This is a genomic window from uncultured Maribacter sp. (assembly GCF_947500405.1).
Taxonomy (GTDB): domain Bacteria; phylum Bacteroidota; class Bacteroidia; order Flavobacteriales; family Flavobacteriaceae; genus Maribacter_B.
Genome location: NZ_CANMRY010000001.1, coordinates 407087 through 429235, shown reverse-complemented (window position 1 = coordinate 429235; position 22149 = coordinate 407087). Strand labels below are relative to the sequence as shown.

The window sequence follows — 22149 nt, the reverse complement described above, 5'->3', positions numbered from 1 at the left end:
ATTATGAAGAAATTAATAGTGCTTTTTTGTTTATCCTTATTTGCAGTAGGAAAGATTAATTCTCAAAACTATGAAAGCATTCAATCTGGTTTTGTAGAACTTAAAAAAGAAAACAACCTCTGGTGCTATTGGTATTGGATTAATGATGATATTTCTAAATCAGGTATTACCAAAGATTTAGAAGCGATGAAAAAAGCGGGAATTGGAGGTGCCTTAATTGGTAATATAAACCCAGCTCGTAAAGATGGAAAAGTGCCTATGTTAAGTGAAGAGTGGTGGTCGCACATGGTGCATGCGGTTGTAGAAGGAAAACGAATTGGTGTAGATATAGGCTTTTTTAATTGTCCAGGTTGGAGTCAGAGTGGTGGACCTTGGGTAGATTCTGAAAAAGCAATGCGGTATTTAACCTTTAGTGAAACGAAAGTTGAAGGAGGTAAGTTAGTGAACGTTAAATTAAAACAGCCAAACGAAAAATTTCAAGACACACATACTTTAGCTTTTAAAGCATCTGAGACAGAACAAAAAAGTACAAAATTCATTCCAACCAAAGTAACTGCCAATTGGAATGATGTAGATGTAAAAGCACTAATTGATGGAAACACAGAATCAGACACTCGTTTTAAAGTTCAAGGAAAGCAAGCTTTAGAGATAACTTTCAATTTAGATGAATCAATTAAAGCGCGTTCCATTTCAATAGTACCAAGTCAAGAATTTAAATGTCAAATAGAAGTATTTGCGGTTGTTGATGGAAAAGAGCAAGTAATCAAAAAAATTATTTTCGATCGTTCTAAAATGACTCCCAATGTAGGGCCAATTTTAAAAGGGGCTTATGCAACAACGTTACCAGATGTTAAAGCACAGCAATTTAAATTAAAATGTAGTCAGTTTAGTTCTCGTAAAAAAACATTCGGTTTTGCTGAAATTACAATTTCTGAAGCACCAGTATTAGATAAATATATCGAAAAACAATTGGGTAAAATGCACCCAACGCCAAAACCAAAATGGGACACTTATGTTTTTAACAGGCAAGAAGAACTTCAATCTAAAGAATTGAGTTTAGATCCAAATCAGGTTATTGATATAAGTAATAAAATTGATGAAAATGGGAATTTGAACTGGAATGCACCCAAAGGAAATTGGACTGTTTTACGAATGGGAATGACACCAACAGGCACAAAAAATGCTCCAGCAGCCCCTCAAGGTGTAGGGTATGAAATTGATAAAATGAATAGCAAGCTTGTCCAATATCATTTTGATAATTTCGTGGGAGAATTGTTAAAACGTATTCCAGAAGAAAGTAAGTCTGCTTTCAAATATGTTATTGCAGATAGTTACGAAATGGGTTCTCAAAACTGGACAGACAATTATGAAGTAAAATTTCAAGAAAAATATGCCTACAATCCTGTAAAATATTTACCAGTTTTGTCGGGGCGAATTGTGGGAAGTGTAGAAGAATCAGAACGTTTTCTTTGGGATTTACGTCGCTCTATTGCTGATGATGTAGCGTATGAATATGTCGGAGCCTTAAAAAAAGCAAGTAACAAACATAATTTGAAAACTTGGTTAGAAAACTATGGACATTGGGGTTTTCCTGGGGAGTTTATGATGTATGGTGGACAATCGGATTTGATATCTGGAGAGTTTTGGAACGAAGGTACATTGGGTAATATAGAATGTAAAGCCTCTTCATCAACGTCTCATACATACGGAAAACCGATAACGTCTGCAGAAGCATTTACCTCTTCTCGAAAAACATACCTTAGACACCCAGCCATGTTAAAAAAACGAGGCGATTGGTCGTTAACAGAAGGTGTCAATCATTTTGTCTTGCACTTATACATTCACCAACCAGACGATAATCGTAAGCCAGGAATGAATGCTTGGTTTGGTACAGAATTCAATCGCCATAACACATGGTTTAGTCAAGCTGATACTTATTTTGATTATTTAAGACGTTGCCAACATTTGTTACAACAAGGTAAATATGTAGCAGATGTGTGCTATTTTATTGGAGAAGACACGCCAATAATGACGGGCGGTCGTGTTCCTGAAATTCCAAAAGGCTATTCGTATGACTATATCAATGCCGAAGTAATTCTAAACAGATTGTCTGTAAAAGATGGACGTTTTGTGTTACCAGATGGTATGTCTTATAAAGTTATGGTTTTACCACCTTTTAAAACCATGCGACCGGAATTACTAAAAAAGATAGAAGAGTTGGTGCAACAAGGAGGAGTCATTTTAGGACAAAAACCTGAAAAATCTCCGAGTTTACAAAATTATCCAGAAAGCGACGAAATCGTTAAAACCATAGCCAACAAAATATGGAGTGGAACCTACAACCAAGGTAAAATGGATAAAGCATTCGGTAAAGGTAAAGTGTTAGACGGTTACGAATTATCTGAAGTCTTTGAAAAGCTAAAATTAGCAGAAGATGTTAAAGTTTCTGAAGATACACCTGTGTTATGGACACATAGAACTACGCCAGAAATGGATATTTATTTTATCACAAATCAAAGTGATGAAACCATAGAATTATCTCCAGTTTTTAGAGTGCGTAAAGATTTGAAACCACAACTTTGGGATGCTGTTAGTGGAGAAATCAGAGCATTACCAGAGTTTGAAATCACGAAAACGGGAGTAAAAATACCTTTACAATTAAAAGCGGCTCAGAGTTGGTTTATTGTGTTTGCTAGAGACAATAAGTTATTGGAAAAACCAATAAATACAGAAAATTTTCCTGCATTTGAAACAATAAGCGAATTGAAAAATCCGTTTTCAGTAGATTTCTCAAATAAGGAAATCGGTCCTAAAGAACCAATCGTTTTTAATACTTTAGAGGATTGGTCTACATCAGAAAACGAGCAAATTAAATATTATTCTGGTACAGCAACGTATACAACCACTTTTACAATAGATAAACTCCCTAAAAATAAAGCGTTTTATTTGAATTTAGGAAAGCTTTCTGTGATGGCTAAGGTAAAACTAAATGGAAAAGAGATGGGAGGTCTTTGGATAGCGCCTTATCGTTTAAATATTTCAGAAGCACTAAAAAAAGGAGAAAATCAATTGGAAATAGAAGTAGTTAATTTATGGCGAAACCAATTGATAAAAGACAAACAACGGTCGGAAAATGAAAAATATACTTGGTTAGTTATAGATGATATCAAACCGAAATCAAAATTACAGCCTTCAGGATTGTTAGGTCCAGTAAGTATTGAAACGACTAAACAATAATAAATAATACACACAAATATAAAATAACATGTACATAATTTCGAGCAATAGATTGGCAACAGTCATACTGACGATACTATTTTTGGTTTCGTGTTCTTCAGTTCAAAATAATATTCCACCGCACGAGTTGGTAGTAAGTGAACAATTTAAAAATCCAATAGGTTTTTACGATGCTACACCTTCTTTTTCATGGAAACTACCACAAGATAAAAACATCAAAAAGCAAACAGCTTATTCGATTGTAGTGGCTTCTAAACCTGAACTATTACCAAATAATGCTGATTTATGGGAAAGCGGAAAAGTGGAAAGTGAGCAAACTCTATTTGTCAAATACAAAGGAGAAAAACTCTCTTCGCGACAAAAAGTGTATTGGCAGTTAAAGTTTTGGGATCAAAATAAAAAGGCTTCAGCTTGGAGTGAGGTAGCCAACTTTGAGTTAGGACTACTCCATAACTCCGATTGGCAGGCCAAATGGATTAGCTTGCCAAAAGTTGATAAAGCAAAGTCGCCAAAAACGAATAAAACCTCTTATAAAGTACAGTACTTGCGAAATGAGTTTACTCTTGACTCTAAAATTGAATCTGCTAGATTGTACATTACGGCAAAGGGACTTTTTGAAGCTGAAATCAATGGCAGAAAGGTTGGCGACGATGTAATGGCTCCAGGTTGGACCCCTTACAATAAACGCATTGAAACGTTAACTTATGATGTAACAGATCATTTGCAAGATGGTTCTAATGCCATTGGAATTTCCTTAGCTGAGGGCTGGTATGCAGGTCGATTAATGCTTAGAGGCTATCCAAAAGTTTCGCCCAAAGTAATGTGTCAACTTGAAGTAAAATATACCAATGGCGATGTTAAAACCTTTATTACTGATGAAAGTTGGAAAGCTACCCAAGAGGGACCAATTGTTTATGCTGGAATTTATGATGGAGAGCAATATGATGCACGGAAAGAACAAAAATCTTGGTCGTTAACATCATTTGATGATGCAAATTGGCAAAAGGTGGTTGTTGAAGATATAGATGCAGAAATTAGTTTGACACCTAAGCGACACAATACAGTTAAATCTGTAGAAGAGTTAGCACCAATTGCTATTACAGAGATTGATAAAGGTGTGGTAATTTTTGATATGGGACAAAATATGGTGGGTGTACCGCGTATTAAAGTGCCAATGGATAAAGACGGAACTTTAAAAATACGTTTTGCCGAAATGCTTCAGCAAGATGGACGCATGTATACTAAAAATTACCGAGGTGCAGTTTCAACCGATTATTATATTGCTAAAGAAGATGGACAAATTGAGTATCAACCAACATTTACGTTTCACGGTTTTAGATATGTAGAGTTGAGTGGTTTTAATGCAAATGCTACACCAGATAAATCGTGGGTAATAGGTGTTGTGCAACATTCTGATTATAATTTGAATGTTGAGTTTAACTCGTCACACGAAAAACTCAATCAACTGCAAAGCAATATTATTTGGGGGTTAAGAGGTAATACGCTCGATATACCAACCGATTGTCCGCAACGTGATGAAAGAGCAGGCTGGACAGGAGATGCTCAGGTCATTGCACCCACCTCGTTTTTTTTAGGTGATGTGCATTCCTTTTGGATGAGTTGGTTGCAAAGTGTACGAAACGATCAAGATGAAGATGGTGCGGTTCCTGTAATGGTACCTTCTTTAGGAGGTAAGCTTAAAGCTGGTGCTGGTTGGAGCGATGTAATCACTATTGTCCCTTGGGAAACATACCAGCGTACTGGTGATGTAGGTGTTTTGGAAGAAAACTATGCAAGTATGAAAAAATGGGTAGGATTTTATCAGTCAAATGCCAAAGACCATATTGTCAAAATGTTTACCCACGGCGATTGGTTACAACCCTATTCAACACACAAAAGAGATGAGCGATTTGGTGTAACCTCAAATAAGCTAATTATCACAGCTCATTATGCGCACTCTGTTAACCTAACTGCTCAAGCAGCAAGAGTGCTAGGATTTGAGTCTGAAGCCAAAGAATATGAGCTTTTATTCCATGCTATTCGCGATGTATTTCAAAATAGTTTTTTCGATACTCAAGGACGCATTATTGAAGGTCCTGAAACTCAAACCGCTTATTTATTAGCCTTAGCGTTCGATTTGTTGGATGATGAATTAGCGCAAAAAGCAGTACCTCATTTATTGGAACAAATAAAACTAACCGATAACCATTTGCGTACCGGTTTTTTAGGTACACCTTTATTGCCTTTAGTACTTGATAAAATAGGCGAGACCGACTTGATGTATGAAATTTTGTTTAAAGAAACCTACCCATCGTGGTTCTATTCTATAAATCAAGGGGCAACTACCATGTGGGAGCGTTGGAATAGTTACACCCATAAAGATGGTTTTAACAAAGGCGGTATGAATTCTTTCAACCATTATGCCTACGGAGCTATTGGTCGTTGGATGTACGAACGCATTGCGGGTATTAAACCTATTAAAGTGGGCTACAAAGAAATAGAAATTGCTCCTATTCCAGGCGGCCCTTTAACATCTGCAGCTGCTACTTATAATTCGCCTTATGGAAAAGTAAGTTCAAGTTGGAAAATAGTCGACAAGCAATTTAATTTAGATATAATAGTACCTCCAAATACAACTGCTCAAGTTTTTGTACCAGGAAATACACAAGAAAGCATTAAGGTAAACGGAGTAGAATTTGATAGTAATTCAGATATAAAATTAATTAGCAAAACAAATAAAGCTTTTGTTTTTCAGGTAAACCCAGGAACATATTCATTTAAAACTAATTATTAAGCGAATATGTATTGCAAAAGAAAGGAGAAAATTAAATGTAAATAGAAGTGGTTAATTTATGGCGAAATCAGTTGATAAAAGACAAGCAAAGATCAGAAGAAGAAAAATATACTTGGTTAGTTGTCGATGATATTAAACCAAAATCAAAATTAAAGCCTTCGAGATTGTTAAGTCTAGTAAGTATTGAAACTATAAACTATTAGTTAGTTAAACTTTACATTAAAAATGAACATATTAAATCAATATACAAAAAAGACGATTTCTAAAAATCTAATAATTCTTGGATTAATTCTATCTAGTATATATTCGTGTAAAAACACATCCAAAGAAGAAAAAGAAATTGTAAAAAACAAGCCTAATTTATTGTTCATTTTTGCAGATCAGTACAGACAAGCCTCATTAGGATTTTTAAAAGAAGATCCTGTACATACGCCTAATCTAGATCAGCTAGCAAAAGAAGGTGTGTTTTTTAATGAAGCCGTAGCCAACAATCCATTATGTAGTCCATACAGAGCTATGTTAATGACAGGCCGTTACTCACTATCAACAGGAGTTGTAGAAAATTGTAATTCTCAAAGAACGGCATTAGGAAATTATTTAAAGAAAGATGAAATCTGTTTTTCTGATGTTTTAGTTGATAATGGATATAGCGCAGGTTACGTTGGAAAATGGCATTTAGATGGTCCAGAACCCACACCACCAGATGTTAAGCGTGTTTGGGATACTTGGTGTCCACCAGATAGAAGACATGGTTTTTCTTTTTGGTATGCTTACGGAACGCACAATAGGCATAACGTGCCTTATTATTGGACAACCAATGCAAAAGAAGATGAAAAAGTTCATATAAAAAAATGGTCTGCAGAACATGAAGCAGATGTTATTATTGACTATCTAAATAATAATGAAGACCAAAGAAAATCTGATGAACCTTTTGCTTTGTTTTGGTCTATAAATCCACCACATACACCATTTAAGCAGGTTCCAGAACGTTATCAAAAACGTTATGAAGGGATGAGTTATAAAGATGTTCTAAACCGACCAAATGTTCAATTTAATGATAATTATAAATTAAAAAGAGGAGACCATGGTGTAGAAAAACGTTTAGATCAAGCTACAGATTATTTTGCTTCCGTAAATGGCGTTGATGACCAAATTGGGCGCGTTATTGCAAAGTTAAAAGAAGAAGGGATGTACGATAATACCATCATCGTATTTTCTGCTGATCATGGAGAAATGCTAGGAAGCCAAGGTTTAATGCATAAAAACATTTGGTTTAAAGAAGCTTTTAAAATCCCTTTAATAGTGCACTATCCAAAAATTGTAAAACCTAAAACCGATGATATTTTATTAAGTGTGCCTGATTATATGCCAACACTGTTGGGCTTAATGGGTATGAAAGATGAAATACCAGACGAAGTTGAAGGTAAAAATTATGCAGATTTGTTTTTTGATAAACCTGTAAACCGTCCAGAAAAACAATTGTATTTTGGAGGTAAAAGCTTTGCTTCTAAAGGAGATACTCGTGGTTTTAGAACAAAAAATTACACTTACGCAGTAGTTAAACACGAAAGTGGGGATAAATTTCATTATCTATATAATGATGCTAAAGACCCTTATCAGATGAAAAACATTTGGGGAGAAGATGCTAGGTTAGATGCTCAAATGGAAAAAGAGTTAGCGACATTGTTAACTTCTATGAATGACCCTTGGTAAAATGAAAACAAACAGACGCCATTTTATAAAGAGCATGTCAGCACTTGGTTTAGCTAGCGCTACATATTCATTATTATCAGCCTGTGCAGGTAAAAATGGAACAGCATATTTAAACGAAAAGATTACAAAAATCGAAATATTTCGATACGATATCAATATACCTCGATATTTTTCTTGGGGAACATGGCATAACCGTCAACATTTATTCATAAAGATTTCGTCAGGAGATTTTTATGGATGGGCGGAAACACCAGCTTCTAAAAATGATCCAGATTTTAAGCCAACGGCTTGGGTAAAATATTTACAACAATTTAAAGGGTTAACCCTAGGAGAGGCTCAAAAAATATTGACATCAGAACAGGTTTTAGGTTCTAAGCAATCTCTTAAAATGTTAGAATCTTTAGATATGGGACTTTTGGATTTGTCAGGAAGGCTTCAAAATAAACCTGCAGTAGAGTTGTTGGGATTGACTGGACGAAATACAGTTCCAGGCTTATACTGCATACTAGATAAAGACGAGATAAAAGTAAGGGCAGAGGCAGAAAAAAGCATCGAACAGAACCTTGGGCATCACATGAAATTTAAAATGTATGGAGATGAAGTGGTTGATATGAAACTACTGCGAATTATAAGAGATGTTTTGGGCGATGACGCTGTTGTAATTTCAGATGTCAATAAAGGCTATAAAAAGTGGGAATCATTAAATGAGTTGAAATCTATTTTAGACCGTTTTAAAGCCAATGGACTAAATGCTATTGAAGATCCAGCGCATTTAAAAACAAAGCAGTGGATAGAGCTACAAAAGATGGTTAGAGATTTAACTTTAATTCCAGATGCGCCCATGCGTCCAGCTTGGAAAGGCCTAAAAACTATGGAAGCAGGAATGGGACACATTTACAATTTGCATCCTTCTACTATGGGAAGCTTAACACATACAGCTCAATTGGCTCATAAAGTAAAAGAAATAGGGGCAAAAGTTATGATAGGTGACGATAGTTTGGTAGGGCCAGCTTGTTCGGCATGGCAACAAATAGCAATAGGTGTCGATGCCACTTGGGTGGAAGCCATTGAGAAAAAAGCAGACTCTAAAATCTATTTAGAGTGTTTGCAAAGTTCAGCCACTAAAAAAGAGGCCAATGGTTACTATTCATTTACGCCAAAGCCAGGTTTTGGTTTAGAAATAGATACTGATAGATTAAAAAAAGTAAGTGAATTGTATATTGAAATCTAAATAAGATAATTTAGAACAACGCATTGTGATAATTGATATCATTTTGTTTAATAAATATATCAAAACGTCAATTGTATCTTGGCTCATTTATTGCGTATTTTACATTTAAATAGGTGCAATACAAGAGTTTCAGTCTTAACCAGTCTTAACTATTCTTAATTTATTTACGAATACGTCACTAGGAGCTACAAATAAAAAAGCATGGTGAGATGCATCAAAAAATGCAATTTATAGAATGGATTATCTCTCTGATAGGCGCTAAAAATAAAAGAAAAGGACAATGATAAAAGTTGGATTATTTGGTATTGGCTTAGATACCTATTGGCCGCAATTTGAAGGCTTATTAGAGCGGTTAGAAGGTTATCAACAACAAATAGCAACTAAAATGGAAAGTTTTGGTGCTGAGGTTGTCAATGTTGGTTTGGTAGATTCCCCTGTGGTTGCAAGAGAAAAAGCTCAGGTGCTAAAAACAGAAGATGTAGATATCTTGTTTTTATATATATCTACGTATGCCTTATCATCTACAGTATTACCTGTAGTACAAAAAGTAAAATGTCCAATAGTTATTTTAAATATACAACCTGTTGCAGCTATAGATTACGAAAGCTTTAATGCATTGGGGGATCGTGGTAAAATGACTGGAGAGTGGTTAGCACATTGTCAGGCTTGTTCGGTACCAGAATTTGCAAATGTGTTTAATCGTGCAGGAATAGATTACGAATTTGTAACAGGTTATTTAGGAGAGCAAGTAGTTTGGGACGAAATTCAGGATTGGATTGATGCTACAAAAGTCGCTTCGATAATGCAAAATAATAGACTCGGTGTTTTAGGACATTATTATGCGGGTATGTTAGACGTATATTCCGATTTAACCAAACAATCTTCAGCTTTTGGAACGCATATAGAAATTGTTGAAATGTGTGAGGTGAAAAAGTACAGAGATGCAGTTACAGATGATGAGGTTGGCGAAAAAATAGCTGAATTTCAAAGTACCTTTGAAGTGATTGATGCTTGTGAAGAAGAAGAATTGGTACGCGCAGCAAAAACATCAATAGCTTTAGATAAATTGGTTGAAAATCACGATTTAGGTTCTTTAGCCTATTATTATGAAGGCGAATCAGGAAACGAATATGAAAATATTGTAACTTCTGTCATAGCAGGAAACACCTTGTTAACAGGGAAAAATGTACCGGTTGCAGGAGAATATGAAGTGAAAAATGCCCAAGCCATGAAAATTATGGATGCTTTTGGTATTGGTGGTTCATTTTCTGAGTTTTATGCGATGGATTTTAATGACGATATTGTTATGTTAGGTCACGATGGGCCTGCACATTTTGCCATTGCTGAAGGTAATGTACAATTAGTGCCATTACCTGTGTATCATGGAAAACCAGGAAAAGGCTTGTCAATTCAAATGACTGTTAAGCATGGTCCTGTAACTTTATTGTCTGTAGTAGAAGGTAAAGATGATGTGTTTTTATTAGTTGCCGAAGGAGAATCGGTAGAAGGGCCAATATTACAAATAGGAAATACAAATAGTCGTTACCGTTTTTCAATAGGAGCAAGAGCTTTTATGAATGAGTGGTCTAAACAAGGGCCATCGCACCATTGTGCTATTGGTGTAGGCCATATTGCTAACAAAATTGAGAAGCTGGGTAATTTATTGAAATTAAGGGTGGTTCGAATTTGTTAGTTTCTACAACAGCCTTAAGCAATTTATATTTATGTTTTGGAGATATACTTTTTACAGGAGTGGTTTTAACTAAACCAAAAGCGATAGCCTAAGAAGTAGTTTTAATGTTTTTTTGTTTCAATAAAAAGTTGTGGTATAATAATGATTGATGTGTAAATATTTGGTTCCAAATGTAATAGAAGGCTCCGTAACATATATTAAGTATAAAAAAATAAAAATATTAAAAGTAAAAAAGAATGAATTTCAAGAGTTTGTTACTAGTTATTTCAATTGTGTCAACTACATTAACCAGCTGCAACAATATAAAGAAAAAGGAAAATCTAAATAATACAAATACAACCCAATCAAAAAAGAAACCTAACATAGTTTATATTTTGACAGATCAATGGAGGAGTTCGGCTTTAGGTTATGCAGGAGATGTTAATGTTAAGACACCAAATCTTGATGAATTTTCTAAGGAATCAGTAAATTTTACAAATGCTGTATCTGTTATGCCTGTTTGTACACCGCATAGAGCAGCCCTTATGACAGGACGATACCCCACCAGTACAGGTATGATTCTAAACGATCTTTACTTGCCAAGTAATGAACTTTGTATGGCAGAAATATTTAAATCTGAGGGTTATAATACTGCTTATTGGGGTAAATGGCATTTGGACGGTCATGGAAGGGAAAATTATACACCAAAAGAAAGACGTCAAGGTTTTGACTATTGGAAAGCATTAGAATGTTCTCATGATTATAATAAAATGCCTTATTATGATAATGATGATGCAATACTTAAATATTGGAATGAATATTCACCTTTTGCTATTATCAAAGACGCGAATAAATATATGACTGAACATGCAAAAGATGATAATCCATTTTTAATGTTTATTTCTATATCAACCCCTCATTTTCCTCATTATAGTGCACCTCAGAAGTATAAAGCTTTGTATCCAACAGCCGATTTAATCATCAACCCCAATGTGCCTAAAGATAAAGAAGAAAAGACTCGTAAAGAGTTGCAAGGTTACTATGCACATTGTACTGCAACAGACGAGGTTATAGGAATTATATTGGCAAAGATTAAGGACTTAAATTTATCTGACAATACTATTATTGTGTTTTCTGCAGATCATGGAGAAATGATGGGTGCTCATGGTGCTAGACCTTATAAAAAACAATTGAGTTGGGACGAGTCTATCAAAGTGCCTTTCCTTATAAAGTATCCTTCTATAGAAAAGCATAAAGGAACTGTGGTGAACGCCCCTATTAATACTCCTGATATTTTACCTTCATTACTAGGTTTGGCTAATCTACCTATTCCCAAAACAATTGAAGGTGAAGATTTATCTAGATTGATAAAAAATCCAGACCCTAATGCAGATCGTACGGCTTTAGTGATGAGTGTATGTCCTTTTGCTGATAATGCCAGAGCAGATGAATATCGCGCTATTCGTACCAAGCAATATACTTATGAACGTACCTTAGAAGGAGCAACTAAGCTTTTTGATAATATAAAAGATCCTTACCAGATGAACAACTTAATTGGGAATCCAAAGTTTGCAAGTCTCCAAAAAACACTGTATGCCAAATTAAATCAGCAACTTAAGACTATCGGTGATGATTTTAAACCTCGAGATTTCTATCTTAAAAAATGGGATTATGTTTTAGATAAAAAAAAGAATTGTATAGACTATTGGAGTTTTGAAGGCGGTAATGGCGTGGTTCAATCACCAGAAGAATTTATAAATAAGTGAATTTAAAATCTAATACTTAGGACTATTATTCCATCTGTTTAGTATATGAAATAATTATAAAAGTACGAATGAAAATACTTATTAGAACTTTCTTTACAATTGCGTTATTGAGTTTAGTAATTTCAGATTTAAAAGCCCAAAATAGCTTACTTGAAAAAGGTTTTCTAAGCCCACCACACCAAGTACGACCTCAAGCATGGTGGTGGTGGTTACAAACGCCAACTAATAAAGAAGCCATTACTAGAGATCTTGAAGAAATGAAAGCCAAAGGCTTATCCGGTTGTATGGTGTTAGACGGTGGTGTTGGTCCTTTTGGTCCGCATAAATGGAAAAAGAAGACTGTTATTGATACTACGGAAATCAGATACGAAATTACAAACGAATACAAAGGCGGAAGCTTGAGTCAACCCAATGATAAAATGGAACTCTGGTCAAAACCATGGCGAGACATGGTACGTTTTGCATCTTTTGAAGCTGGAAGACTAGGACTAGACTTTGGGGTGTTTATTGGACCTGCAGGATGTGCTGCGCCTTGGGTAACACCTAATTATGGTCAACAAGAGCTGGTTTGGAGTGAACTATCAGTTGAAGGAGGGAAAAGGATCAACCAAGAATTTCCAAAACCTAAACTTCCTGTTCAAACAATAAGACAACGAGAAAATCAAACGGTAAAAGACGCGCAAAATGCTTTTTACAATGAGATTGCAGTTTTGGCTTTACCTGATACGAAAACACCCTCGATAAACGAAATAATAAACATAACCGACAAGCTTGATGAAAATGGCCATTTAAAATGGGATGCTCCCAAAGGTGATTGGCGCGTCATTCGGTTCGGTTACCGCCCAACTGGACGTAATTTAGGGGGTGTATTTTATATCGACCATCTAAGTAGAGAAGCTTTTGATTTGCATTGGCAAAAAACTGTGGGAACCTTACTAAAGGAGATGAGTCCGGAAGAAAGGCATGCTTTTAAATACGTAGAATGCGATAGTTGGGAAGCTGGTGACCCAAATTGGACGAAACATTTCCCAGAAGAATTTAAACAACGTCGAGGTTATGATATTGTAAAATACCTGCCCTCCTTAATTGGAGTTAATATTGAATCTAATGAGAAAACTGAATATTTTTTAAATGATTTTAGATTAACCATTAGCGATTTAATTTCTGAAAATCATTATGGAAGACAGCAAGAGGTTGCTCACGAACACAAATTAGAATCTTATGCGGAAGCTGCAGGACCGCACCAATACCAAGCCGATTTAAAAAAATGCGTAAGTAAATGCGATGTAGCGATGGGAGAATTTTGGATGCCATCATCTCACAGAGAAAAACCAAGTGGGCGCTTCTTAGTGCGTGAAGCGGCAACCGCAGCACATACCTATGGAATTAAAAAAGTATTTGCAGAATCCTTTACTTCCGTTGGTCCTAATTGGGAGGTATCTCCTTTTCAAATGAAAGCAGTTGCGGATCAGGCATTTTGTGATGGACTCAATTGGATTTGTTTTCACACATTTTCACATCGTCCGTCTGTTACCGATGTACCTGGTTTAACCCATAGTGCAGGTACTCATTTTGACCGCACCAATACCTGGTGGAACCAGTCGATGCCTTTTATTGACTACCTTTCACGTTGTTCTTACATGTTGCAACAAGGTTTGTTTGTTGCCGATGTGCTGTTTTATAACGGTCATGGATTACGCTCAGGTGCTGATGCATTTGAATGGGAAGACGGAATGAAGAATCCACCACAAAGTTTAGGTCAAGGTTACGATTACGATAAGTGCAACGAAGAGGTTCTGCTAAATAGACTAGAATTCAAGAATGACAAACTGGTGTTGCCTGACGGTATGAACTATAAGATTTTGGTTATTGACGAAAAAACACCTGTATCGCTAAAAGCACTAAAAAAAATAGTAAAACTTGTAGAACAAGGAGCAACAGTTGTGGGTAAAATAGAATCTTCGATGTTGGGTAATAAAGATAATCTTGCTGAGTACCAAAATTTGACAAAGCGTATTTGGGCTCACCTTGAAAAGGGAGAACATAAAATTGGTAAAGGCAAATTTGTTTGGAATAAATCGATTCGAGAAGTCTTGCAAAATCAAAATATCCCTCCAGATTTTGAATGTAAAGGTTTAAGTGATGCTGGGGTTATCGATTTCATCCACCGTAAAACGGAAGATACCGATATCTATTATGTTGCAAGTAAATGGCAACCTACTGAAAAAGTAGCCTGTAGTTTTAGAGTGAGTGGTAAACAACCAGAATTGTGGAATCCTGTTACTGGCGAAACGCGTCTTTTAAGCAATTTTAAAGTAGAAAACGGACAAACCATTATCCCTATGGAATTTGGATCTTGTAGTTCTTATTTTGTTGTTTTTAAAGAACCAATATCAATACAAAATTCAACTTTAAATTGGACTGAATTTCAAGTAGTTAAAATTATTGAAGGGTCTTGGAATTTGAGTTTTGATACAAATTGGGGAGGACCAGAATCAATCATTTTTCCAAATTTAGTAGATTGGTCTGCGCATGAAAACTCAGGTATTAAATATTACTCGGGTACTGCTACCTATCATAAAACTTTCGATATGATCTCTTTAAATGAAAATCAAGAGCTTTACATTGATTTAGGACAAGTACATGAGTTGGCTCGTGTTACATTGAACGGTGTAGATTTAGGAGTTGCTTGGTCAAAACCATACCGAGTAAACATGACATCGCATGTAAAGGCAAAAGGCAATACTTTAGAAATAGATGTTGTTAACCTTTGGCCAAATCGTCTTATTGGTGATGCCTTTTTACCAGAAAAAGAGCAATTTGCTAAAACCAATATCCGAAAGTTCACTAAAGGAACAAAGCTTCTTCCTTCTGGATTAATTGGGCCTGTACAAATCTTAATTACAAAAAATGACTAATTTTATTTGATTATGAAACGATATTTTTTAATTCTTATACTATTTGTATTGACTATTTCTTCATGTAAAAAAGGAGATATAGCATCAATAACACCTCAAGAATATGCCAATTTAAAAGAAGGGTTTATAAATCCTCCTGATTCAACAAAACCTGGTATTTATTGGTATTTTTTAAGTGGACATATTTCTAAAGAAGGTATTACTAAAGATTTAGAAGCCATGAATGCCGTTGGTATCGGAGAGGTTTTTATTGGGGATATATTTTACATGCCTCCTTCAACCAATCCACATGGATTAAGTTATGATACACCAATGGGAAAAACCCCTTCGCTAAGCGAAAAATGGTGGGATTGTATGCGTCATGCGATAAGTGAGGGTACGAGATTAGGGATTAATATTAGTTTTTTCAACTCACCAGGTTGGAGTCAGTCTGGTGGACCATGGGTGAAAGAAGAACAGGCAATGCGCTATTTGACGCATTCTGAAACCGTTGTAACTGGTGATAAAAATATTGAGATAGCACTAGAAAAGCCAAAAGAATTTTTTCAGGATGTATCGGTTTTAGGGTACCCTATTCATCAAAAGTTTACAGCTACTCCTAAAATCAAGGCTCTAAACTGTAAAGCTTCGGCATTAAAAAACTTGCTAGATCAAAATAAATCTACAGTAACTACTTTTAATAACAATGGGCAAGAACCTTTAATCTTTGAGGTTTCATTTGATACGCCTATAACAGCAAGAAGTCTTACCGTTAGCCCAACAAAAATGCACTTTACATCGAATGTTGAAGTGCAAGTCTACCAAAACGGAAAATACGAATCGATAAAGAAAACCCTTTTTGATCGTGCTTTTAGTTTGCCTGGGCGTGGCCCTATACCTGATGCGGATATGATTATGGCATTGGACAATATTAAGGCTAAAAAATTTAGAATCGTAATAGACACGGTACCTGCTAATTTTGAATTGACAGGTATTCATATTTCCGATGCCTATAAAATTGAACATGGGAATGAAAAATGGCTCAATAAAATGGCGAATAGAGGTGTTCCTGGATGGGAAGTATTTCAATGGAAAACACCAGAATACAGTGAGCAACAAGACGTATTGCATACGGATGAAATTATAAACTTAACCGAACATTTTGATGGCAATGTGCTAAAATGGGATAATGTACCTGCAGGACAATGGAAAATACTGCGTATAGGAATGACACCTACAGGGCAAACTAACCGTCCTGCAACCCCTGATGCTCGCGGACTTGAAGTGGATAAATTGAGTAAAAAAGCTTTGCGTTCTCACTTTGATGCTTATATGGGGAAAATGATAAAATCCATGACTCCGGAAGAGCGTAAATCTCTAAAACGTGTTATTGCGGACAGCTACGAAACAGGACCTCAAAACTGGACAGATGATATGAAGGAGTCATTTGAACAAGCCTATGGCTATGACCCTATACCTTGGCTAGCAACACTTACAGGAAACATAGTAAATTCTGCAGAAGAATCGGATCGTTTTTTGTGGGATATACGTCGATTAATAGCAGATAAGGTTGCCAATGAGTATGTGGGTGGACTGAGAGAAATCTGTGAAGAAAATGGTGTATCTATGTGGCTTGAAAACTATGGGCATTTTGGCTTTCCTTCGGAATTTTTAAAATATGGTGGTCGTGCTAATGAAATTGGAGGAGAATTCTGGATCCATCGTCAAGGACCCGAATCTAAACTTGCAGCATCTGCCAGTCATATTTATGGTAAAAACAGAGTCTATGCAGAGTCTTACACTTCACGCGAAGTTCCTTTTTCTGTAAGCCCTATTAAGTTAAAAAAATCAGGAGATTGGAGCTATACACAAGGTGTAAATCAAGGAATTTTACATGTGTATATTCATCAGCCTTATGAAGATAAATTTCCGGGGATGAATGCATGGTTCGGAACAGAATTTAATAGAAACAACACTTGGTTTGCGCAAAGTAAAGAATGGGTTACTTACCAACGTAGAAACTATTTTCTATTGCAACAAGGAAAACATATTGCTGACGTTTGTTTTTATATTGGTGAAGAGTCTCCTAAAATGAGAGGATGGGTAGATAAAAATCTCTCTACGGGTTATGAATATGATTTTATCAATGCAGAAATCATTACAGAACAGACAAAAGTAGAAAACGGGCGACTTGTTTTAAAAAGCGGAGCAAGCTATAGCGCATTGGTATTGCCTCCTTGGAATACGATGCGCCCTAAGGTTTTAAAAAAACTTAAAGAGTTGGTTGAGCAAGGTGCAACTTTAATAGGAATGCCGCCCGAAAAATCTCCAAGCCTTCAAAATTATCCAAATTGTGATATTGAAGTACAGCAACTGGTTAAGGAATTATGGGGTGAATCACTTCCAAACACTAAAGATTTTTTCCATCATAAATTAGGAAAAGGACATGTGTATGCGAACGGAAATATCAATGAGATTTTAAACAAACATGGAATATTTGAGGATTTTATTTTTCCTGATTCGTTAAATGTAAAATGGATACATCGCAAGTTAAAGGGGGCAGATATTTATTTTATAACTAATCAAGGGGATACCAAAGTAACCTTTGATGCTTCGTTTAGAATTGCTGGAAAAAGTCCAGAACTTTGGTCCGCACTTGATGCTACATCTCGTAAACTGTCTATGTATAGTAATGAAGGAGAGCGTACCATTGTTCCTTTAAGTTTTGATGTGAATGAAAGCTACTTTATTGTATTTAGAGAGCAGGGGCATGGAATAAATAAAAACCTATCTGTAGGACAAAATTTCGAAGCTGAAAAACCATTGAAACAATTAAGTTCATTATGGGATATTCAATTTAAAAACAAATGGTTAGAAACCGATTTTACACTAAAAAAACAACCTTTATTTGACTGGACAACTTCCTCTGATGAAAAGATTAAATATTTCTCTGGAACCGCCACATATAAAACTTCTTTTGAATTAACTGAAGAAGAAGCAAAACAAAGCATTGCATTAAATTTTGAAAATATAGGAACCATAGCAACTGTTAAACTCAACGGGAAAAAACTTGGAACACTTTGGACAAATCCTTACCGAATAGCGATGGTTAACACTGCTAAACCTGGGACAAATGTCCTAGAAATTGATGTTACAAATAATTGGATGAACCAAATGTTGTGGCAAAACAAGAAACCTCAACACGAAAGAGACACATGGGTGCTAGCAAACACCCTTGAAAAAATGCCAAATAACGGCATCATGCACTCAGGTATATCAGGTAGCGTATGGCTATCCATAATAAATGACAATTAAAAATCGTACTATCAAAAAAATGAAAGCATCCTGTAAAACCTTGTTTTTAGCATTAATACTGAGTCTATTTGTATCAAATTTAACTGCCCAAAATACACCCTTAGAACAAAATTTTCAGAATCCGCCAGCATCTGCGAAACCACGTACTATGTGGTTTTGGATAAACGGAAACGTTACAAAAGAAGGTATAACAGCCGACTTAGAAGCTATGAAAAACGTAGGCATTCAGGGCGCTCTGATTTTTAATGTGAATTTAGGAAATCCCAAAGGTTTTGCTGATTATTTAAGTACGGCATGGCTAGATTTATTTCATTTTGCAGCTTCGGAGGCCAAACGGTTAAAACTCGAATTAAGTTTTCATAATGGTGCCGGTTGGTCGTCAACGGGAGGGCCATCAATCACCCCAGAATATGCCATGCAAGAACTGGTTTTTTCTGAAACCTCACATACCGGAAATAACACATTTAATGCTAAACTACCTCAACCTAAAACACACTTAAATTATTATAGAGACATCGCCATTCTTGCTTTTCCTAAACCTAAAAACGACCAGCGTATTGACAAATTAGATACAAAAATACTTTCGCATAAAGTTAGAAACCACCTAACACCTGATAATAAGAATGTTTCTGATTTGGCAATAGTTAAAAAAGCAGAAATTATCGATTTGACAACAAAGCTTTCGAAAGATGGGGTTTTAAAATGGCAAGCACCTAAAGGCGAATGGACTATTTTACGAATTGGACATACACCAACTGGTGAAAAAAATCGTTTTCCGAGTGATGGCGGACGTGGTTTAGAATGCGATAAAATGAATAAAAAAGCGGTTGATGTTTTTTGGCAAGGTGGCATCCAACCCATTATTAAAAAATTAGATACTTTAATAGGTACTGCTGTTACAAGATGCCATATTGATAGCTACGAGGTAGGTACTACAAACTGGACAGCAAATTTCGCTGAAGAATTTAAAAACCTTCGTTCTTACAACTGTAAAGCATATTTACCTGCATTAGCCGGTTACTATATAGAAAACGGCGAAGAAACGGAACGTTTTCTTTGGGATTTTAGACGCACTATTGGAGATTTAATTGCTAAGAATTATTACGGTTATTTCGGTGAACTTTGCCATAAAAACGGCATGCAATTTTCTACAGAACCCTATTGGGGACCATTTGATAGCATGCAAGTTGGTGCAACTGCTGATGTGGTAATGTCAGAGTTTTGGAGTGGTAGTTTGGCCTTTTTTGACTCGCCAAAATTTGTTGCTTCGATTGCCAAATTAAATGGAAGCCCAATTGCTGAAGCAGAATCTTTTACTGGTATGGGAGGCTGGAACCAACATCCAGGTACACTAAAAGCCATGGGCGACTTGGCCTGGGCGCAAGGGATCAATCGTTTTGTTTTTCACTGTTATGTACACCAACCTTGGAATGTTGGACCTGGATTGACTTTACAAGTTTTTGGAACAGATTTTAACCGTTTAAATACGTGGTGGAATCAGAGCAAACCTTTTGTAAATTATATTAGTAGAGGTCAGTTTTTACTACAGCAAGGCACCTCGGTAGCCGATGTCTTGGTTTTTACAGGAGAAGCATCTCCAAATGATGCGCTTTTAATGCCAGAACTAAAAGCACTAGGCTATGATTATGATGTGATTGGGTCGAACAAAATACATTCGTTAACGGTAAAAGACGGTCTTATTTACACCACAGTTGGAGAAAAATACAAGGCTTTGGTATTGCCTTCAATCGAATGGATGACACCAGAAACACTTACTAAGATTAAAGAACTAGCCAATTTAGGAGCACAAATTAGTGGTCCAAAACCAAAAAAATCGCCAAGTCTTGAAAAGTATCCTACTTGCGATGAAAAGGTTGTTGAGTTAGCTGATAATTTATGGAATTCTGGTATTATTAAAGATAACTCGATTTTAGATGTTTTAAAAAACGGCACATTGCCTCCAGATTTTTCTATTGAAGAAGGACACCGTGAATCTATTGATTTTATTCACAGAAAAACAGAAGATACGGACATTTATTTTGTAGTAAATTCTAAGAAAGAAAGTCGAGAGTTAGCCTGTCGTTTTAGAGTGTCAGGAAAACAACCTGAGCTTTGGAATGCCGAAACCGGAGAAATAACTAAGGCTACAATATGGCATAAAAATGATGATGGTACTACAACAGTATCGGTAGCGTTTGAACCAGAAGGTTCTGTTTTTGTGGTTTTTAGAAATCCGATATATTCAGATCAACACATTGTAAATGCTGAAATGAAGTTGAAAAATCCAGTAGTAACGCCCCTTTCAAACTTGAAAATTATCAAAGCAGAATATGGAACATTTTTACCTGATGGCTTGGTTGATGTCACGGAGGTAGTTGCAAACAGGATTCAAAATAATGGATTGAATATACACGCTACGAGAGAACTTTCTATAGGTGATCCGGCACCTGGTTACAAAAAAGAATTACGCATTCAATATACAATAGGAGAAGAGGTCTTCGAAAAAAATGCCATGGAAAGAGAATGGTTAGAAATAGAGGCTACAAACAGCGGGAAATTAACGGTCTTAAAAGCTGTCTTTGGAAAATTTGCTAGAGGTGTTGATGGCATCCCACCAAATAAACCAGTTTTTGATGTAACTGAAAAAGTAAAATCAATGGTTGCTTCAGGTGTATATGAAATTCCAGTAAATGACAGTTTTCTTGAAGGAAAAGAAATTAAGACAAAGAAAGCCCTACGTGTTATTTACACAACTAATAATGAAGAGAAAATGGTTGCTGTTTCCAATGAAGGGATATTAAAATTGACTCAAACAACACCAGGACCAAAATTAGTATTTGAAGATGATAAAGTGAATTTGGTTACACCCTTTGCTGGAGAAATAAAATACGAATCGTCAAACGGAAAAACCAAAACTTTAAAAGTAAAATCAATACCTGAGCCTATTGATTTATCTAATGATTGGCAAGTAAGCTTCCCGCTAATAAACAAAGATACTTTAGAAACTACATTTAATCAATTGATTTCTTGGTCGGATGCTTTAGAAGAAGATATTCGTTATTTTTCGGGGACAGCTAGCTATAAAAAAGAGTTTCAAATCCCTACAAAACTTATAAAATCGTGTTATTCTTTAGAATTAGATTTAAGTAATGTTAAGGTAATTGCTGAAGTGATTATTAATGGAGAAAACCTTGGAATTTTATGGAAAACCCCATACAGCATCAATCTTGATGATGCAATCTTAAAGGGTACCAACACACTTGAAGTAAAAATTACTAACCTCTGGCCAAATAGATTAATTGGCGATGAGCTGATGGAGCTAGATTACGAAAGAAAAGGACCAAATATAAAAGACTGGCCAGAGTGGCTTTTAAACAATACCAATCGACCAACAGAACGTGTAACTTTAGCTGCGTTTAAACATTATAATAAAAACTCAGAACTTTTGCCATCTGGTTTAATAGGTCCTGTTAAAATTAGTGTTTCAAAAGTCAAGAAGTTATAGAAAATTAAAACAAAGTTTA

9 protein-coding genes are annotated in these 22149 nt (G+C 35.6%); all 9 read left to right on the top strand.

From position 1 onward, the window contains the following. The first annotated feature begins 3 nt into the window (after window positions 1–3). The gene (locus Q0945_RS01865; protein ID WP_299430199.1) at window positions 4–3237 is read left to right on the top strand and encodes a glycosyl hydrolase; all 3234 of its coding nucleotides are present in this window, start codon (window positions 4–6) and stop codon (window positions 3235–3237) included. 28 nt (window positions 3238–3265) lie between these two features. Continuing rightward, complete coding sequence (locus Q0945_RS01860) at window positions 3266–6031, top strand: glycoside hydrolase family 78 protein (RefSeq protein ID WP_299430197.1); 2766 nt, start codon at window positions 3266–3268, stop codon at window positions 6029–6031. A gap of 225 nt (window positions 6032–6256) precedes the next feature. Then, entirely contained in the window at window positions 6257–7744 is a 1488-nt protein-coding gene (locus tag Q0945_RS01855) for a sulfatase (protein WP_299430195.1), read from the top strand. Next, entirely contained in the window at window positions 7731–8975 is a 1245-nt protein-coding gene (locus tag Q0945_RS01850; RefSeq protein WP_299430193.1) for a mandelate racemase/muconate lactonizing enzyme family protein, read from the top strand. The genes Q0945_RS01855 and Q0945_RS01850 overlap by 14 nt, the downstream gene beginning before the upstream one ends. A 280-nt stretch (window positions 8976–9255) precedes the next feature. Next, a complete protein-coding gene (locus Q0945_RS01845; protein WP_299430191.1) occupies window positions 9256–10668 on the top strand; it encodes an L-fucose/L-arabinose isomerase family protein in 1413 nt (470 codons plus the stop codon). A 236-nt stretch (window positions 10669–10904) separates the two neighbouring features. Beyond that, window positions 10905–12413, top strand: coding sequence for a sulfatase (locus Q0945_RS01840; protein WP_299430189.1), 1509 nt, complete (start codon window positions 10905–10907; stop codon window positions 12411–12413). Between the two features lie 68 nt (window positions 12414–12481). Continuing rightward, complete coding sequence (locus tag Q0945_RS01835; protein WP_299430187.1) at window positions 12482–15331, top strand: glycosyl hydrolase; 2850 nt, start codon at window positions 12482–12484, stop codon at window positions 15329–15331. Window positions 15332–15343: 12 nt separating this feature from the next. After that, window positions 15344–18625, top strand: coding sequence for a glycosyl hydrolase (locus Q0945_RS01830; RefSeq protein ID WP_299430185.1), 3282 nt, complete (start codon window positions 15344–15346; stop codon window positions 18623–18625). Between the two features lie 19 nt (window positions 18626–18644). Beyond that, the gene (locus Q0945_RS01825; RefSeq protein ID WP_299430183.1) at window positions 18645–22130 is read left to right on the top strand and encodes a glycosyl hydrolase; all 3486 of its coding nucleotides are present in this window, start codon (window positions 18645–18647) and stop codon (window positions 22128–22130) included. Window positions 22131–22149 lie beyond the last annotated feature (19 nt).